Annotated in this window: 18 protein-coding genes; 9 read left to right on the top strand and 9 right to left on the bottom strand. The window is 44.1% G+C overall.

Translation table 11 applies throughout. The features are described 5' to 3' along the window. Positions 1-124 precede the first annotated feature (124 nt). Complete coding sequence (gene serB / locus C6G87_RS04140; RefSeq protein WP_104752274.1) at positions 125-745, bottom strand: phosphoserine phosphatase SerB; 621 nt, start codon at positions 743-745, stop codon at positions 125-127. A gap of 48 nt (positions 746-793) precedes the next feature. Here serB and C6G87_RS04145 point away from each other — a divergent pair, with 48 nt between their 5' ends. Next, positions 794-1,252, top strand: a complete 459-nt coding sequence (locus tag C6G87_RS04145) for a phosphatidylglycerophosphatase A family protein (RefSeq protein ID WP_104752275.1) — start codon at positions 794-796, stop codon at positions 1,250-1,252. A 61-nt stretch (positions 1,253-1,313) separates the two neighbouring features. Then, positions 1,314-2,633, top strand: a complete 1,320-nt coding sequence (locus C6G87_RS04150; RefSeq protein WP_104752276.1) for an MATE family efflux transporter — start codon at positions 1,314-1,316, stop codon at positions 2,631-2,633. Here C6G87_RS04150 and gmd read toward each other — a convergent pair. Further along, a complete protein-coding gene (gene gmd, locus C6G87_RS04155) occupies positions 2,630-3,727 on the bottom strand; it encodes a GDP-mannose 4,6-dehydratase (protein WP_199767631.1) in 1,098 nt (365 codons plus the stop codon). The two genes, C6G87_RS04150 and gmd, sit on opposite strands and share 4 nt — an antisense overlap. A gap of 6 nt (positions 3,728-3,733) precedes the next feature. Continuing rightward, positions 3,734-5,110 (bottom strand): sugar phosphate nucleotidyltransferase, encoded by a 1,377-nt coding sequence (locus C6G87_RS04160; protein WP_104752278.1) that lies wholly within the window; start codon positions 5,108-5,110, stop codon positions 3,734-3,736. A gap of 76 nt (positions 5,111-5,186) precedes the next feature. On the opposite strand from C6G87_RS04160, the gene C6G87_RS04165 reads away from it, so the two are divergent. After that, the gene (locus tag C6G87_RS04165; protein ID WP_104752279.1) at positions 5,187-6,059 is read left to right on the top strand and encodes a HugZ family heme oxygenase; all 873 of its coding nucleotides are present in this window, start codon (positions 5,187-5,189) and stop codon (positions 6,057-6,059) included. A 131-nt stretch (positions 6,060-6,190) separates the two neighbouring features. Continuing rightward, positions 6,191-6,646, top strand: a complete 456-nt coding sequence (gene fur / locus C6G87_RS04170; protein WP_104752280.1) for a ferric iron uptake transcriptional regulator — start codon at positions 6,191-6,193, stop codon at positions 6,644-6,646. Here the strand turns inward: fur and pseI are convergent. From pseI to flgH, 5 genes are read right to left on the bottom strand one after another with little or no spacing between them, the layout of a single operon-like run. After that, positions 6,643-7,650, bottom strand: a complete 1,008-nt coding sequence (gene pseI / locus C6G87_RS04175; RefSeq protein WP_104752281.1) for a pseudaminic acid synthase — start codon at positions 7,648-7,650, stop codon at positions 6,643-6,645. The two genes, fur and pseI, sit on opposite strands and share 4 nt — an antisense overlap. An 11-nt stretch (positions 7,651-7,661) precedes the next feature. Next, positions 7,662-8,243 carry a UDP-4-amino-4,6-dideoxy-N-acetyl-beta-L-altrosamine N-acetyltransferase gene (pseH, locus tag C6G87_RS04180; protein WP_104752282.1) on the bottom strand — a complete coding sequence of 194 codons (582 nt, stop codon included), beginning with the start codon at positions 8,241-8,243 and terminating at the stop codon, positions 7,662-7,664. Continuing rightward, the gene (locus tag C6G87_RS04185) at positions 8,240-9,130 is read right to left on the bottom strand and encodes a hypothetical protein (protein WP_104752283.1); all 891 of its coding nucleotides are present in this window, start codon (positions 9,128-9,130) and stop codon (positions 8,240-8,242) included. Before C6G87_RS04185 ends, pseH begins: the two co-directional genes overlap by 4 nt. Beyond that, complete coding sequence (gene pseF / locus C6G87_RS04190) at positions 9,111-9,803, bottom strand: pseudaminic acid cytidylyltransferase (RefSeq protein ID WP_104752284.1); 693 nt, start codon at positions 9,801-9,803, stop codon at positions 9,111-9,113. Before pseF ends, C6G87_RS04185 begins: the two co-directional genes overlap by 20 nt. 7 nt (positions 9,804-9,810) lie before the next feature. Beyond that, positions 9,811-10,515: a flagellar basal body L-ring protein FlgH gene (flgH, locus tag C6G87_RS04195; protein WP_104752285.1), complete on the bottom strand. Its 705-nt coding sequence runs from the start codon at positions 10,513-10,515 to the stop codon at positions 9,811-9,813. 76 nt (positions 10,516-10,591) lie between these two features. Between flgH and C6G87_RS04200 the strand changes: the two genes are divergently transcribed. After that, positions 10,592-11,290, top strand: coding sequence for an outer membrane protein (locus C6G87_RS04200; protein ID WP_104752286.1), 699 nt, complete (start codon positions 10,592-10,594; stop codon positions 11,288-11,290). Here C6G87_RS04200 and C6G87_RS04205 read toward each other — a convergent pair. Next, entirely contained in the window at positions 11,287-11,841 is a 555-nt protein-coding gene (locus tag C6G87_RS04205) for a phospholipase D-like domain-containing protein (RefSeq protein ID WP_104752287.1), read from the bottom strand. The two genes, C6G87_RS04200 and C6G87_RS04205, sit on opposite strands and share 4 nt — an antisense overlap. 97 nt (positions 11,842-11,938) lie before the next feature. On the opposite strand from C6G87_RS04205, the gene C6G87_RS04210 reads away from it, so the two are divergent. The 4 genes from C6G87_RS04210 to argS all read left to right on the top strand — a co-directional run bounded on the left by C6G87_RS04210 (position 11,939) and on the right by argS (position 16,664). Continuing rightward, a complete protein-coding gene (locus C6G87_RS04210; RefSeq protein ID WP_104752288.1) occupies positions 11,939-13,846 on the top strand; it encodes a hypothetical protein in 1,908 nt (635 codons plus the stop codon). Next, entirely contained in the window at positions 13,846-14,469 is a 624-nt protein-coding gene (gmk, locus tag C6G87_RS04215) for a guanylate kinase (RefSeq protein WP_104752289.1), read from the top strand. The genes C6G87_RS04210 and gmk overlap by 1 nt, the downstream gene beginning before the upstream one ends. A gap of 362 nt (positions 14,470-14,831) precedes the next feature. After that, positions 14,832-15,059, top strand: coding sequence for a twin-arginine translocase TatA/TatE family subunit (locus C6G87_RS04225; protein ID WP_104752291.1), 228 nt, complete (start codon positions 14,832-14,834; stop codon positions 15,057-15,059). Positions 15,060-15,062: 3 nt separating this feature from the next. Beyond that, on the top strand, positions 15,063-16,664 hold the full coding sequence (gene argS / locus C6G87_RS04230) for an arginine--tRNA ligase (protein ID WP_104752292.1): 1,602 nt from the start codon (positions 15,063-15,065) through the stop codon (positions 16,662-16,664). The last annotated feature ends 21 nt before the right edge of the window (positions 16,665-16,685 follow it).

A 16,685-nucleotide genomic window follows, 5' to 3' on the forward strand; every position in this document is an offset into this window, starting at 1 on the left:
CATCTTAGTAGGTAGAAATGACGGGTATTTTAGCATATTTAGACAGAAGCTTAGAAGCCAAGCTGTCTAAAGCCTGTATATGGAGCAGTGAAAGGAAGTCAAAATTTCTTGGCAAGGTGAGCTGTTAAGATTTAACATACTCTAAAATTTCCCTCAGGTCCAACGATTGAGCGACAATACTGGCTTTCTGCCTGACAATCTCTTTAGCATTAAAAGCAATACTCACATCCGCTAAGCCGAACATGCACACATCATTAGCCCCGTCGCCCACGACAATTGTATGACGGACACCTAAAAGTTGTTGTAGGCTACTTAAAAGCTCAAATTTAGAATCCCCACGCATCATAGGACCGCTCACGCGCCCCTCCAACACCCCCTCGCGTGTGTGTAATGTGTTGCTAAAATCTGCATCCAATCCCAACTTATCTTTAAAAAATGCGGTTGCCAATTTAAACCCCCCGCTAAAGCATACCACCTTATAGCCACGCCTTTGCAAGCCCTGCACCACCTCCTGCGCTCCCTTGTGTAGGGGTAAGTCCTCGCAGACAGCCTTAGCCACTCCAAAATCCATGCCCTTGAGCAAAGCCACACGACTTATTAAACTCTCATAAAAATCAGACTTACCCTCCATGGCTTGCATAGTAGAAGACTTTGCCTCTTCCCCCACGCCATAAACCTCACCTAAGATCTCTAAAGTCTCGGCATCGACAAGAGTTGAATCAAAATCAAACACTGCTAACTTCATGCGACTCCTTAAAATCCCTATTCTAGCCAATTTTGTTATAATGCACGCATGGATGTACGAGAATGTTTTTTAACCTTATTTTATGCAGGTAGATTTCCCAAGGGACCGGGCACGGCTGGAAGCGTGGTCGCTTTAGTGTTGGGCTTACCTATTTTATACCTTTCAGTCAACACTTTGTTTTTAAGCGCGCTGTTAGTTGGTGTGATCGCCATCAAACAGATCGACTTGTATGAGCAAGAAACCAATACTCATGATGCCAAACACATCGTGATTGACGAATTAGTGGGCATGTGGATTGCGATGGCAATAGCGGGTTGGAGCGTGGTGGGCATTGTCGCGAGTTTTGTTTTTTTCAGACTTTTTGACATTTATAAACCCTCACTTATTGGCAAGATTGACGCGCAAGTCAAGGGTGGTCTAGGGGTGGTAGGCGATGACGCGCTGGCAGGGCTATGCGGAGGATTGTGTGCATTACTGCTTGTTCACTTTGTGGGTGCGTGGTATTAACACATTAACCAAAACACTCGAAGAGTCTTATTGTTAGGCATGCGTGTGTTAGCATGTGGATATGGAAAAACTTAAAAGAATTTTGATGTTAGCTCTGCCTTCGGCGAGCAATAATTTTTTAGAAATCTTTGTTTTGGCTATTTCTATCGTGTTTATGGGCAAGCTCTCCGACACCCACATTGTTGCGATGGGGATTGGCTTGCAATACTTACTTTTGTTTTATTCTATAAACGCGATTTTCTTCATCGGTACAAATGCGACGCTCAGCCGTCTTGTGGGGGCGCAAGACACGCAGAATCTCTCCATAGGCTACTCTAGTATTTTGATGGGAGCTAGTGCGTTTTGTGCACTGGCATGCGTGCTAGGCTTAGGAGGAATTAAGTTTTTTATTGCATGGATGGGCGTGAGCGAAAAGGCGAGTGTGTTAGCACAGGAGTATCTGCAAGTTTTTATTTTTGCCATGCCAGCTATGTTTGTAAAAAATGTCATGGTCGCAGCGTTAGCAAGCCTCTCAGATACACTCACTCCTTTACTGATCAAAACCCTCATGAGTCTTCTATGTTTGTTTCTCAATAAGGCGCTTATTTTTGGCGATTACGGCTTTATGCGCTTGGATATTGCAGGGGCAGCGTGGGCAAATGTGATCGTAGCGTTTTTGGAGATGGGGGTTCTATTCGTCGTGATTGCATGCAAAAACACCCCTCTAAAATTTCGCTGGACATTTGATTGGAAATTTTTTAAGCGCACATGGCATGTGGGTTGGCCCTCTGGGTTTGAAAGGCTTTTAAGTCTTTTCTCTACCATTCTTGTTTCTAAATTCGTTGCTACCTATGGCGATGCAATTTTGGCGGGCATGCAAGTAGGCTTACGGGTAGAAACTTTTAGTTTCATGCCCGGATTGGGTTTTACTATTGCTTGTATGGTACTTGTGGGGCAGAATTTAGGGGCTAACCAAGTCCAAGTAGCCCAAGATTATATCCACACCACTTTAAAAGTAGCGGGATCTTTGTTAGGCGTGTTGGGTGTATTGATGCTCATCTTTGCTGAACCCTTTGCGCTAATTTTTTCCCAAAACCTCATCGTAGTTAAGGTGGCTTCGTGGTACTTGATGGCAGTAGGGGTTTCGCAAGTGCCCTTGATCTTTCTTTTTGTGCTCGATGGGGCATTTAGGGGGGCAGGCATGGCAAAAGTTTCGCTTTATATTAACACCTTTGGGCTGTGGTGTTTGCGCATCATCCCTATGTATATTTTGCTTCAATGCGCTGCAGACATTAAATGGATCTTTGTGGTCATCTGCCTAGAGACCTATGTGCGGGCGGGGATTTTCTACTGGGCATACCGGCAAGGGTGGTGGAAAAAACCCGGGCGCTTTGTGCCCTAGCGTAATAAAGCTTGTTTTTTAGCTAGAGTAAGATCGCTAGACAACATGTCGGTAATCAAATCGTCTACGCTATATTGGCGTTTCCATCCCAATTCACGCTCAATCTTAGAAGGGTCGCCTAGCAATAAGTCCACCTCTGTAGGTCTGAAGTAACGCGGATCCACTTTTACAACCACTTGGTTTTTGCGTAAGGGTATTTTTTCTTGATGCAGAGCACTGGGTATAAAATCCACCACGACCGCTTCCTCTTCTAAGCCCTGCTTATTAAATTCCACTATGACCCCCGCCTGTGCAAAACAACGCGTGGTAAAATCTCTAATGCTCATAGTCTGTCCACTAGCTACGACATAATCCACAGGTTTATCATGTTGTAAGATCAAGTGCATGGCTTTGACATAATCGCGCGCATGTCCATAATCGCGCTTGGCATCTAAATTTCCTAGATACAGGCATTCTTGTAAACCATAGAGCATGCGCGCAATCGCCATGGTGATCTTGCGCGTTACAAAGGTCTCACCCCTCACAGGACTTTCATGGTTAAATAGAATCCCATTAACTGCGAACATATTATAAGCCTCGCGGTAGTTTTTGGTGATGTAGTAGCCATAGAGTTTAGCCACAGCATAGGGGCTTCTAGGGTTAAAGGGAGTTTGTTCGTTCTGGGGAGTCTGCAACACCTCCCCATAAAGTTCGGAAGTGCTGGCTTGATAAAAACGCGTCTCTTGCAACCTTAAGAAGCGCATCGCTTCCAAAATGCGCAAAGTTCCCAAAGCATCTACATTGGCAGTATATTCAGGCATTTCAAAAGACACTTGAACATGACTCTGAGCGGCAAGATTATAAATTTCTGTCGGGTGAATTTTAGCAATCAGGCTGGTCATGTTGCTTGAATCTGTCAAGTCGCCATAGTGCAAGAAAAAATGCGCATGGCTGCTATGAATATCTTGATAGATTGCGTCGATGCGCGCCGTGTTAAAAGATGAGCTACGGCGCTTAATCCCGTGCACTTCATAGCCTAAATCCAGCAAATAGCGCGCCAAATAACTCCCATCTTGTCCTGTAATTCCTGTGATCAAAGCAATTTTTTTCATTATCTTCCTTTAGGGACGTTTGTAATCATCTTCTAAGCGTTCGATGTCATCTTCATCGCACACTCCACATTGCACTTCCAAAATCTTTAGGGGTGCATCTGTGGCATTACCTAAGCGGTGTAACTGCCCCTGTTTGATAAAGACACTCTCATTAGCATGCACTTGCAATGTCTGATCTTCTAAAACCACGCTAGCAATCCCCTCCACCACAACCCAATGTTCGCTACGCTGTTGATGGCGTTGTAAACTGAGGCGTTTATGGGGCGCAATGTTTAAAAGCTTCACCTTAAAACTTGTATGCTCTAAGAGCACCTCAAAACTTCCCCATGGGCGGTATTCTATGGGACAGGTTTGTAAAAACGCAGGGTGGCTGTGTTGCACCTGTTCTAAAAAACTTTTGAGCATGTCTAAGTGGCTATGGGGCGCAATCAAAAGCGCGTCTTTAGTGTCTACCACAACGCACTCTTGCAACCCTAGCAAGCAAACCAATTTATCAGGTGCGCTATAAACATAATTGTTCGTGGCTTGCTGTGTTTCTAGCATACCTTGATGGCAAACATTGCCATTAGTGTCGGCATGCAAACTTTCTTTAAGGCTCAGAAAATGCCCCACATCGCGCCACTCTCCCTTGAAGGGCACAAGGGCAAGGTGGGCGCAGCGTTGCCACAAACACACATCAACGCTTCCTTCTACAAGGGTTTCCATGCCTTCACATTTAAGAATGTTGGTAAGTCGTTTAGCATGTTTGTAGACCTCTTGGCAGGCTTTGAGCATTTCGGGCGTATGTGTGGCACACTCTTGTAAAAATGCTTGGGCTTGGAAAACAAACATGCCACTATTAATAAAAAATTTTCGGTCTTTTTGCGTGTTAAGCTGGGCAATCTGCTCTAGACTGGGTTTTTCTATAAACCCCATAATTTGTCCTGAGGGCGTACATGCGATCAGCCCGTATTCACTGCTGGGGGGGTGAGCAACCCCAAAAAGCACCATTTTACCTTGCTGGGCTAAAGGCAGGGCTTGTTTGAGTGCGTTTTGGAGTGCGCATGTATCCATTAGATGATCTGTAGGGCTAATCAGCAATACCTCGTCGGGCGCGCATGCTAGAGCAGCCAGAATCAACGCATTCATGGTATTTTTGGGTGCGGTTTCTAGTAAAAACTGGGTACGCGCTTCTAATTTTGCGTGTGCGATTTCTTCTAGGGCGTGGAAATAATGATCTTGATTGCACACCACCAAAAAACGTGCTTGCCCGTCATCTAAACGCTCTAAAGCCAGTTGAAATAAACTTCGATGATGATAAAGTTTTAGAAATTGTTTGGGAAATTTACTACGGCTCAGAGGCCATAGTCTTTTACCACTCCCTCCACTCAAGACAACATGCACCATCGCTATCCTTTAAAGTAAACGCGTATTAAAATTACTATGCTACAATGCACCGCCTTAAATTTAACAAGGAGTTTTTATGGACATTCAGTTTATTGTGGATCACATGAACAAAAACCATGTGAAAGATATGGAAGGGTTGCTTGCCAAATTTGGGCAAATTAGAGATGCAGTGGATGTGTGTTTGAAAAACGCCACCACCGAATGCATTGAGATTGCTTACAAGCTTAAAGGCAAAGCTCAAGAGGAGGTACTCAAGATCGACTACCCTGCCAAGGTGGCTAAGGTAGAAGAAATCAAAAACGCTATCATCGAGCTTTGTACTTCTATCACCAAGACAACAGACATGGAAGATGTGCGCGCTGATCTCGAAAAATTCAGAGAGGGTTTCAGCAGTGTTTGTGTGGCAAGTTTGAATCCACATAATGAAGTGGTGTGTTCTTATAGCGCGCTCCTGTCTTACCAAGAGGGACACCACACCCAGTACTATATTTATGTGAGCGAAGTTGCCGAACATTTCAGCAGTATCAAAGCTCATCCTGACAATCTTGAAGTGATGTTCTTAGAAGATGAGGCAGTAGCAAAATCACCCATCTTGCGCAAACGCCTACGCTATAAAGCCCGTGCACACTTTGTAGAAAGAGGTGCAGAGTTTGATAAGGTCTACGATCAGTTTTTGAGTCGCCATGGTAAGGGTAGGGGGCTAGAAACTATCAGGAACATGCAAGATTTCCATCTAATCCGCCTAGAATTTGTACATGGGCGTTTTGTGAAGGGCTTTGGACAGGCTTATGACATTGATGCGCATGGAAACATCTCTTATGTGGGAGCTAAGGGTAACCCTCACACTAGAGAAAAATCACCCCATGCTGACGCACACCCTCATGGACACCCTCATGGACACCCTCATGGACATGCGCACCCCCACGCAGGCAATCATCCCCACGCCTAGCGAATGTTTTGCCCCTCTGAGGAGGGGGATTCTCGCACTTTGACTTGGATATTGAGAAGTATTAAGAAAATAATGTTATCTTGGGGGCTTCACATGCGCTGTATGTGGATGCGCGAGCAAAAGGAGTTATCATGCGTCGGCTAGAAACCTTAGAGTCCATCTTGGAGCGTTTGAGGGTCTCTATTAGAAAAAATGGGCTAAAGAATTCTAAGCAACGGGAAGAGGTGGTGAGCGTTTTATATAAAAGTGGTACGCACATGAGTCCAGAAGAGATCACCCAAAGTATCCGCTTGCGTGATAAAAATACAAGTATCTCTTCGGTGTATCGGATTTTGAATTTTTTAGAGAAAGAGCATTTTATCTACACTTTGGAAACCAACAAAAATGGTAGGCGCTATGAAATCGCTGCCAAAGAGCATCACGATCACATTATTTGCTTGCAATGTGGGGATATTGTTGAATTTGTAGATCCTGAGATTGAAGAGCGCCAAATTCAAGTAGCGCGACAATTCCAAGCCAAATTAGTCAGCCATGACATGAAATTGTTCGTCGTATGCGTCAAATGTCTAGCGCGAGAGCAGAGTTAACCCTCTAAGTCATTTAAAGTGAGTGGGTGAGCGTATTCTAGGTCTTTAGTTGCTTTCTTGCCTAAGATTTGAGGAAGCAACTTGGGGGCAAGACCTGCATTAGGGCGCAGGGCTTTCACATGTTCTCTGGTGATTGTTGTCCCCTTTTTAAGGGTTTTGGTGATAAACAGACTCCTAGCGAATTGTCTCCCTTCTTGTGGAATCTCTTCAAGGGGGTTATCAAATCCCAACGCTAAGTGGGTGTTATGTATATCAGACACCATTTGTGTAAACTCTTGAGCATTCATACTAAAAGATCGATCCACGCTTTCAAGACTTTTATCTAAAATGAAATGTTTTTCGATCATGCTAGCTTTAAGGGCGGTGGCAATGATAGCACTCAAGCTTCCTAAAGTATGGTCGCTCAAACCATAGGAGGTTTGGTAGCGTTCTTGCAATAATGGCATGCGCCCTAAATTAGCGGCTTGTAAGGGCGTGGGATAGGCACTGGTGCAATGTAAGAGTGTAATTTGAGAATTGCCCACTTTGTGGCAGGCTTGCAAGGCATCCAAAATCTCGGTATGCGTGGCAATGCCGGTGGAGATGATAAGGGGTTTGTGCGTACTGGCTACTTGAGCGATGAGTTCTAAATCAGTGATCTCGAAACTGGCGATTTTGTACATTGGGCAATTAAGTTTTTCTAAGAGCTCCAAACCCTTTATACTAAAAACTGAACTAAAAAGTTCTAGTTCCAAATCTTTAGCACGCTCAAAAAGGACATTATGCCATTCTAAGGGCATGGCAGCGCGCTGGTAGAGCTGGTATAAAGTCTCTTGATCCCAGAGCGTGCCCTGAATAACAAAAGGAGGTTTCTTAGAGTTGAGAGTTAAACAATCTGGAGTATAGGTTTGGAGCTTAGCCGCATTTGCACCCGTAGCCTTGATAGTTTCTAAGGATTGTAGGGCAATGGAGAGCGATTGGGCATGGTTAGCGCTGAGTTCAGCAACGATATAGGGGGCGGGCATGGACACTCTTTTTAAGCATTATAGCTAAAGGGAGAGAGTTTGACAAATAGCCATACATCGTGATAGTGTCCATCACGGTAAATAAAATCGCGTAAAAAGCCTTCCTTGCGGTAGGCGTGGCGTTGGTAGAAATGTAAAGCTCTTTGATTGTTAGACAACACTTCTAGATGCAAGGCATGGAGGCGCATTTTATAGAATGCGATAAATTCCAAAGCGTCTAAAATTTGCGCACCCACGCGTTGCAGGTTAGGGTTTTTATAAATCCCCAAAAAGGCATGGCGGTGGATGGCATGGACACGGGTTAGCGACCCTACACCCAAGAGGGTATTTTCTTGTTTGAAGAGATAGTAAGCACTGCTCGTATTGGTCTTAAGCTGTTCGATAAATTGGAGGTGTGCTTCTAAACTAATATGCTGGTTGACCATCCATGCGCTGGTTTCTGGATGATTGCGAAAAGCGAGGATTTCTAAGCGTTCTTTGGGTGTGGTGTCGACAAAATGGCAGGCATATAGGGGGCGGCTTTGTTCCTGTTGAAAAGTGGTGGGAGGAATATCAAAACTTTTAGAAAGCCATGATAGATCGGTGTTGCTCATATTAAGATCGCTTCTAAGGTAGGTTCAAGTTTAGCACCAATAGCTAGAGCTTGCTGGACGGTTTGCATACGCATGCGCACCTGTAAGTCCAAGACGGATAGATCGCTAAGCAAGCTTTCCAAACCGGTAGACTTGCAAGCTTGAATTTGGCTTAGAGCGTGGAGCTGGGGAATTTGGTTTGGAGCAATGGGCAGGGCTAGAATGGGCGTCAAACTTAACATGGCTTCATAAAGCATCCCTCCTGCACCCAGTAATGCGATATCGCTTTGGTGCAATAGGTCAGCAATGGCGGGTAAATCCAAATTAACATGATAGGAGGCATAGGTTTTGTGAGGTAATGCCCGCACAATTTCCAAAGGGGCACATATATGGACAAAAAGATGGGTTCTTCCTAAAAGCTCTAAGGCTTGCTGATAATAGGGGAGACTTTGCCTGCTCCCACCAAAGGACATAAAAAGAGTGCTAGGAGCGGCTTGTAAAGGTTTTTGAGGGGCTATAAACGCGCGCTCAAAAGGCATGAAAGTACAGCCTAAGAAATGGTGTTTCGAGGGCATGTAAAGAGTCTCTGCACGGTAAGCAGGATTAAGAATTGAAATATCCGTTGGAAGATTGGCACGCGGAGAGTCTTCTATCACGATCAGATGATGCGCCCGTGCACGCACATGGTAGTAGAAATCTAGGGGAGCTAGGTAACTATCCACGATCAGATCGGCATGGTAATTTAGGGTATCGTCTTTGAGCCAATCTATGGATATATCAGCTAATTCGTGGGGTGCGATCACACATGCGTTTAAACCGATATGTTTAAGGTGTTGTTTGAGTTTTTGGGCGCGTCTAAGATGCCCTAAACCACTTGTAGGGGTTGCATCAGCAAGGATTTTGAGCATGGGTACGCAAGAGTTGGTATTTAAGTTTGGCAAGCTCTAGGTCTTCTAAAGTATCGATGTCTTGAGCGTGAAGATGGGGCACAATGATGGGGAAGGAATGGGGAGCTAAAAGGGGCTCGAGCTGACTGAAGTGCTTTGCCTGCCCCATATAAAAAAGTCCCGTATCATGGTAGAGAGGGGGGAGATCTTGAGAGCGTGCGTTCAAGTGTTGGGCAAAAAGGGGGCTAATCTCAGGAGTGAGAGCGAAGGAGCGATAGGGCGATGAGGCGTAGGGAGTGAGTGCTAGGGCGTATTTGTAGATAGGGTTATTATGAAGAGCTTTGATCGCCTCCTGAATGTGGCACACTTGTAAAAGTACACTCGTGCCATAGAGCACACAGACCATTCTGGTAGGCGGAAGTTGTAGGGTTGTAATGGCATGGGCAACCACATCTAGAGTGGGGGTAAAGTCATCCGCTAAATTGGCAGGGCGTAAAAAGGGGGTTGTTGCGCCGGAAGCTCTAGCAATTTGAGCAATTTCTTGGCTGTCGGTGGAAACAACGACCTGTGTGAAAAGTCGAGAGTTAATGGCAGTTTCTATAACATGGGTAATAAGGGGTTTGCCTAGAAAGGGGTAGATATTCTTTTGGGGAATCCGCTTACTTTGTGCGCGCGCCAAAATAAGAGCAAGCATTCATCTCCTAATAGGGGAATTGGGATTCTAAAACATCATTGGCGAGCTTTTTCTTGTTGCTCGCACTTAAAGAACCAAGATTGGTGTAAGAAATCTTGGCATCGGCGATGTATTTTGACTGCACTACATTATCTCTATTGATATCAAAGGGGCGCACCACCCCGCTAAGCTTGATAACCTGTTTTTCTCCATCAACTAAAATCTCTTTGCTACCATAGATGAAGTAATTACCATTTTCCAAGACTTTGACAATCCTAGCCGTAAGAGTGAATTTGAGATCTTCGCTCTTTTTTTGCGCCCCTCCACCCTTAAAATTATTGTTAGTGGTGGATTGGGTCAGACTATAATTATTCTTGTCATCTAAAAACTGAGCTTGACTTTTTTTATTGAGGTCCCTACCATTGTAGGTTAATCTAGGTGCGCTGGAAGTTCCATTAGATGCGCTCTTGTAATCTTTAGAAGTGCTGTAGTTAGCGCTCGCGCTTTCAGAAATCTCTACGGTAACCAGATCGTTAGGCTTCATGGCGCGCCTATCTGCAAACAAGGGGCGTTCACCCTGTCCGAAAAGACTCCCGGGCTTAGAAATTTCAGGAATGAACTCTTTTGAAGGCATCTCTTCTACATAATCTGGTGGATCGAATTTAATCCCGGGTTCTACAGCATTGATCACACTCATACATACCACTAATCCGATCAGTTTAACTCTGAGCATGCCCTTCCTTAGCCCCTTTTTTAGCCCTAATTATACTATAATAGGGGTTTCAGAGTCATTAGTTTTAGGAAAGAAGATGCAAAAAAGACGCGGGCTAAAGTGGGTTTTAGGGGCTGTTTTGGGCATGGGGGGCTTGCAAGCAACAGAAACTCCTGAATGGATGAAGGGGCTCATCGTAGGAGCAAGTTATCAGACTGGCGCTATCAATATTCTGACAAAGAGTAATGGTGTGCCTCATAATATGAATGTAAGCGGCAATGGATTGGGTTTGCTAATAGGTTACACTGGTTATTTTAGAGATGATCAAATGCTCGGGGCGCGCTATTATGCTTTTTTTGACTGGCAAGCTTTTGGTGCACAATACCCAAAAAGTCCTTACGGAGGCGGAGGATATTATGGGGGTAGTAATTTACTCGTCTATGGCGCTGCTGCAGATTTTTTTTATAACTTTTTTCAAGGGTCTTTCTATCGAGACGACATTTCGCTAGACTTGGGTGCGTATGTGGGTGTAGGCATTGCAGGTAATTCGTGGCTTTTAGGTAGTGGAGGGCAAGACAAAATGGGGATTCCCCCTTGGGGGCTGTCTAATGTGAGCGTAAGCGCGTTCCAATTTCTTTTTAATGTGGGAATCAGGGCGTTAATAGTGGGTGAACATGGCATTGATCTAGGCTTTAAAATCCCCAGTATCAACAACCGCTATTACATTGGCGATAATTTCAGTGTGCGCTTACGCAGAAGCTTTGCTTTTTACATTGGTTACAACTACCACTTCTAGTGATAGGGGATGCACGCTTTGAGCATCCTCTTATAGTAGCTTTGTGCTTTTTGAATGAGACTAGAATCATTATCCTTGAGCAATAATTCGTAACTATTTTCAAAGGCGTTTTTGCTCCAGTTAGCCGAACCTAGAAAAATCCATTGGTCGTCAATAAGGGCAAGTTTTTGGTGCATAATGCCGTGATAGGCATTTTGGAAGTGTTTGGATACTTTGGCTTCTATACCTTGTAATAAGCAAGTTTTAATCCCGTCATATTTAGATAAATAAGCGATCGTGGAATGTTTCCCATGAACATTGCTACCATAGTCGTAGATAATATTGATCTTGACTCCACGACTTGCAGCATCTTTCAAGGCTTTGGCAATCTTTTGGTGTGTAAAACTATAGATAGCGATATTAATATGATTTTTAGCCATGTTGATTCCTGAAATCAGACTATTAAGCGCTTCCTTTTGCTCGTAAGGGAGCATATAAAGTGTGGGGGTAGCGTGCAAAATACCCATTAATGCACAAGGTAAGAATAATGATTTTAAAGACCAACGCGCCATTGAGAATCTCCTTAGATTTTTAATTTCTCGTTAAAGCAAAATAGGCAAATTTTGTATTATAATGTGGAATTTAGGTAGTTTCGCTTAAGGAGTGGCGTTGAAAATCTTGTTGGTCAATCAAAATAAAATGGTCGAAAAGTTGTTTGAGAACATCGCCAGAAAGCTCGCTTTAGAGTTGATAGTGCAAGAGCATGTTGATGAAGCACTTCCCAAACTTCAAGAGGGTGGGGATTACTTTTTCTTTGCAGATGACACTGTAGTAGATGAGATAGAATATAGCAAGATTGAAGCGCACTTAGAATCATGTAAGCTGAGTGCTTTCATACATAGAAAGACAATTATTCCCTTTGGGTCTTTCACACACTATATTCAAAAGCCTTTTTTGCCCACTGATGTATTGCATATCTTAGAGAGGACCATAGAGGCGTTGCATTTGCATGCGGAGGAGGCAGAACAATCTCAAGAGACTCCTGCAATAGCTGATGATGACATGGTTTTTGGTTCAGATTCCAATTTAAGTCAGTTGGAAGAACTAGAAAATTTATTTAATGCTGAAGCGGCGGCACCAACCCCAAAACCTTCTGTGCAAACTCCTGAAGAGCACACAGAGGGAGAGTTAAAAAAAACTCAGGAACCCCAAGAAGTTATAATGCCTGATGTGCCTGAACAGGCCCAGACCCCTCCCCCTTCTAACATAGAATCCTCAGACGCAACAGAAACACAGATCACCCAAAAAACTATGGATTTTTCTTTGGAAGATCTGCTACCTGTAGACAATAGCGGCAATATAGAAGAGGATGCCCATGAGGAATTGCCTCACACGCAGGAACAACCAGTCGCATCGGTTGAAGAGTCTGTCGCCCCAGAATCGGCAGCGCCTTTGGCGCAAGAATCACTAGAAGAGATTCCCGCAGAACTAGAACATACAGAACTAGAACATACAGAACTAGAACATACAGAACTAGAACATACAGAACTAGAACATACAGAACCAAAGGTAGAAGTGCCTGTTGCAGAAGAGGCGCAGGTGGCGAGTTCTCTAGATCAAGCCACTCAGGAAACACCTATGGAATCAACTCAGGAATCATCCTCTCTCCAAACAGGTTCAGAGGCGCTTGCACAACCAGAAGCGCACGTTTTGGAAGAGGCAACCCAAGGTATGGAAGATACCCCAAACACTCCTACCCCAGACGCTTCACTAGAATCTGTACAGAGTTCTGGCGGTGCAACATCGGATACAGAGTTAAGCTCAGTAGAGGAAGCAGAGTTATCTCAGTCGGAAGATGAAAGCACGCTAAAATCTCAAGAGGACATGGAACTCAGTCAAGAGTTAGAGCCGGAGTCCGTTGAGGATTCTACGCAGCACGAGGAGTTGCCTCCTCAAGAAGAAGCACACACAGAAGAAATAGCCACCACAGAAGAATCTCATGTTGAAGCATCTCAAGCACCATCTCACACGCAACTAGAGGAGGTGGATTCTACAGAAATGCTAGATTCTGAACCTGATATACAAGAACTTGAACCTCAAGACATCGCGCATATTGAAGATATTCCCGGATCTATTATGGCAAGCGTGATGGACGAACCCTATGAAGATTTAAAGAGTAAAGATACTGACACACAGGGAGCTGTGGGGGCAGAAACAGAACAGCCAATGCCTCTAGAAGAATCCGTTGTAGCACAGGAAGTTACTACAGAACCTGCGACGGCCCTAGATTCAGAAAATGCGCAAGCTAACTCTGCAGAAAAAGTAGTTGCACTAGAAAGCTCTAGCTTAGAGGCTGATCCAGTGCCTGCATTTGCGGAAAATCTCGACGCTACATCTGAAATAAAGGCGATGGATTCTACCGAGCAAGAGGACGAAGTTACACAGAACACATCTGATCAAAGCCATGCACCTGCTACCCTAACCCTTGATCTTCAAAGCTTGCTCAAAGATTTACCCATCGATCCTAAGATTTTAGAGAATAAGGTTTTAAGTATTCAAATCACAGACAAAGTCTAATGTATACAGATTCCTATAGAATGCTAATTTTAGCTGGCCCTAGTGGCGCTGGCAAGAGCACCTTGATTAAGTATTTGCTAGCCAATTGCAAGGATGTTTATTTTTCTATTTCTACCACCACCCGTCCTAAGCGTACAGGAGAGATTCAGGGGCAACATTACTATTTTGTGTGTGAAGAAGAATTTGTAGAGGGGATTGCTAAAAACCAGTTTTTAGAGTGGGCACGTGTACATGGCTATTATTATGGCACTTCTCTAATACCCATTCAGCAGGCCTTACAAGCCAATCGGCTTGTGCTATTTGATATTGATGTGCAGGGACATGCAAACTTGAAAAAGATTTACCCGAAAGCCACTTCCATTTTTATCACCACTAGGAATGCCCAAGTTCTAAAAGAACGCCTAGAACAACGCCAAACCGATCCACAAGAGGTGATTGCGCAGAGACTCACCAATGCCTTTGGTGAATTGCAAGAAGTGGATAAATTTGATTATGTGGTGATCAATGACAATTTAGAGCAGGCGCAAGAGAAAGTTTTATGTGTTGCCAAGACTTTGAGCTATAAGCAACAAATGTTTCCCAAAGACGCGTTATGTGCAGCGTGGAAAGGAGAGATACTTTAGTGCTTTCAAAACTCTTTGGCAGAAATCCCACTTAAGCAAACGCGATGCGTTTGTTTTGGCGAGTGGGATGAATGCCACTAATTCGTGGTATAATACCCGCATACGTTCGTATCTAGCGCAGGGAGTGCGCAAAGTTACGCCTTTGGAGATACGATGTGTGAGACCTGTAGGGAATGCGTTGGAGCTCAAACTCTGTAAAATCCCTACTATAGGGACACAGAGTGAGAACCAGCAAATGCGATGCGTTTGTTCCCTACGGGCAACATCGGCCAAGGAAGCCCAAAGTCTTAACACATTTGGGCGCTTCACAAGCCAGGTATAGTAGAATGCGCCCAACAACCCAATAAACAAAAGGATAAAAAATGGGTGGTTTCACGAGTGTTTGGCATTGGCTGATCGTGTTGTTTGTGATCATCTTGTTATTCGGTGCGAAGAAGATTCCTGAACTTGCTAAGGGACTTGGAAGCGGAATCAAGAATTTCAAAAAAGCCGTCAGAGAGGATGAGGAAGAGGCGAAGGCACAAGATCCTCAAGTTTTGCAAACAAAAACGACAACGCAGCCCTCACAACAACAAGAACACAAGGCTTAGGGCATGCATCGTCGCGTTAAGGGGGTGCTTGAGCACCTGTTGGAAGTACCGATCGTTTTAGAGCACCCTAAAGATAAGAGTTTGGGGCATTATGCAAGTGTGGTGGCGTTTTCTTTAGCAAAGACGCGCAGAAAAGCTCCCAAGGTAATTGCTTTAGATTTAGTAGAATTTTTGAGGCAACAGCCAGAATGCATTGAGCTTTTTTCTGAAATCAATGCGCTGAATGGCTACATTAATTTCACACTCAAAGATATGTTTTTAGATCGTTTGTGCAACGAAGCTTTGGCACTGGGGCGCGATTTTGCTAAAGGGACTTCAAATCAGACTCTATATGTTGAATTTGTAAGCGCTAATCCCACCGGACCCTTGCATATTGGGCATGCTAGGGGCGCGATTTTTGGAGATAGCCTATGCCGTTTAGGGCGTTTCTTGGGGCTAAAAACTCATGCGGAATACTATGTCAATGATATGGGTGCACAGATTAGAATGCTTGGTTTGTCTGTATATTTAACCCTTCAAAAAATGCAGGGTGTAGCAGTGCATTATCCCGAGAATGCCTACAAAGGTACTTACATCGTGGAATTAGCCCAGCGTGCCCTAGAGCATTTTGGTATGTTAGAAGGGGAAGAAGACACGCTTGTAACGCAACTGGGCAATTTTGCCAAAGATTTAATGTTGCGCGAAATCCAAGAGAGTCTAGTGGATTTAGGCGTACATATGGATGCATATGTGAGTGAAAAAGCGATGTTTGAAGCTCAAGAAGTGGTTTTTGATCGGTTACAAAAGGCAGGTGGAGTTTATGAAAATGAAGGGAAGATGTGGCTAGCATCCAGCCGTTACGGCGACGAAAAAGATCGCGTGCTTAAAAAAAGCGACTCTAGTTTTACCTATATTGCGGGCGATATTACCTACCATGATTATAAATTCCAACAAAATTATGACCATTATATTAATATCTTTGGAGCAGATCACCATGGTTATGTGGCGCGCGTTAGGGCGGCTCTGGAGTTTTTGGGGTATGAATCCAAACGCCTAGAGGTGCTCTTAGCGCAGATGGTCGCGCTTTTACAGCATGGCAAACCTTATAAAATGAGCAAGCGTGCGGGCAATTTTGTGCTACTAAGAGATGTTTTGCAAGACATTGGCAGAGATGCCTTACGCTTTGTCTTTCTCTCTAAAAAACTTGATACACATCTAGAATTTGATGTGGCGAGCTTACAGAATCAAGACAGCACAAACCCTATTTTCTACATCCATTACGCGAACGCACGAATCCACACTTTGCTTGGAAAATTTTTACAAAAAGGGGATGTACAGGCTATCTTGACAAGCACCCTAGAAAATCTACCTTCTCAAGCGACACATCTATTATTCAGCGCCCTTAACCTGCCCAAGGTGCTTTCTAGCGCTTTTGCCGATCGAGAGTTGCAAAAAATTTGCGAGTATCTCAAGAATTTAGCGGGAGATTTTCATAGTTTCTATAATGCTCACAGGATTTTGGACACCCCTGAGGAACTTAGATATCTTAAACTCTGTCAAATGGTGAGTTTGAGCTTAACAATTGGATTAGACATTCTAGGGATCGAAGCCAAGAAGAAAATGTAGAAAACGCAGGATGGGGAAGGA

This window comes from Helicobacter baculiformis (assembly GCF_900197685.1).
GTDB lineage: Bacteria > Campylobacterota > Campylobacteria > Campylobacterales > Helicobacteraceae > Helicobacter > Helicobacter baculiformis.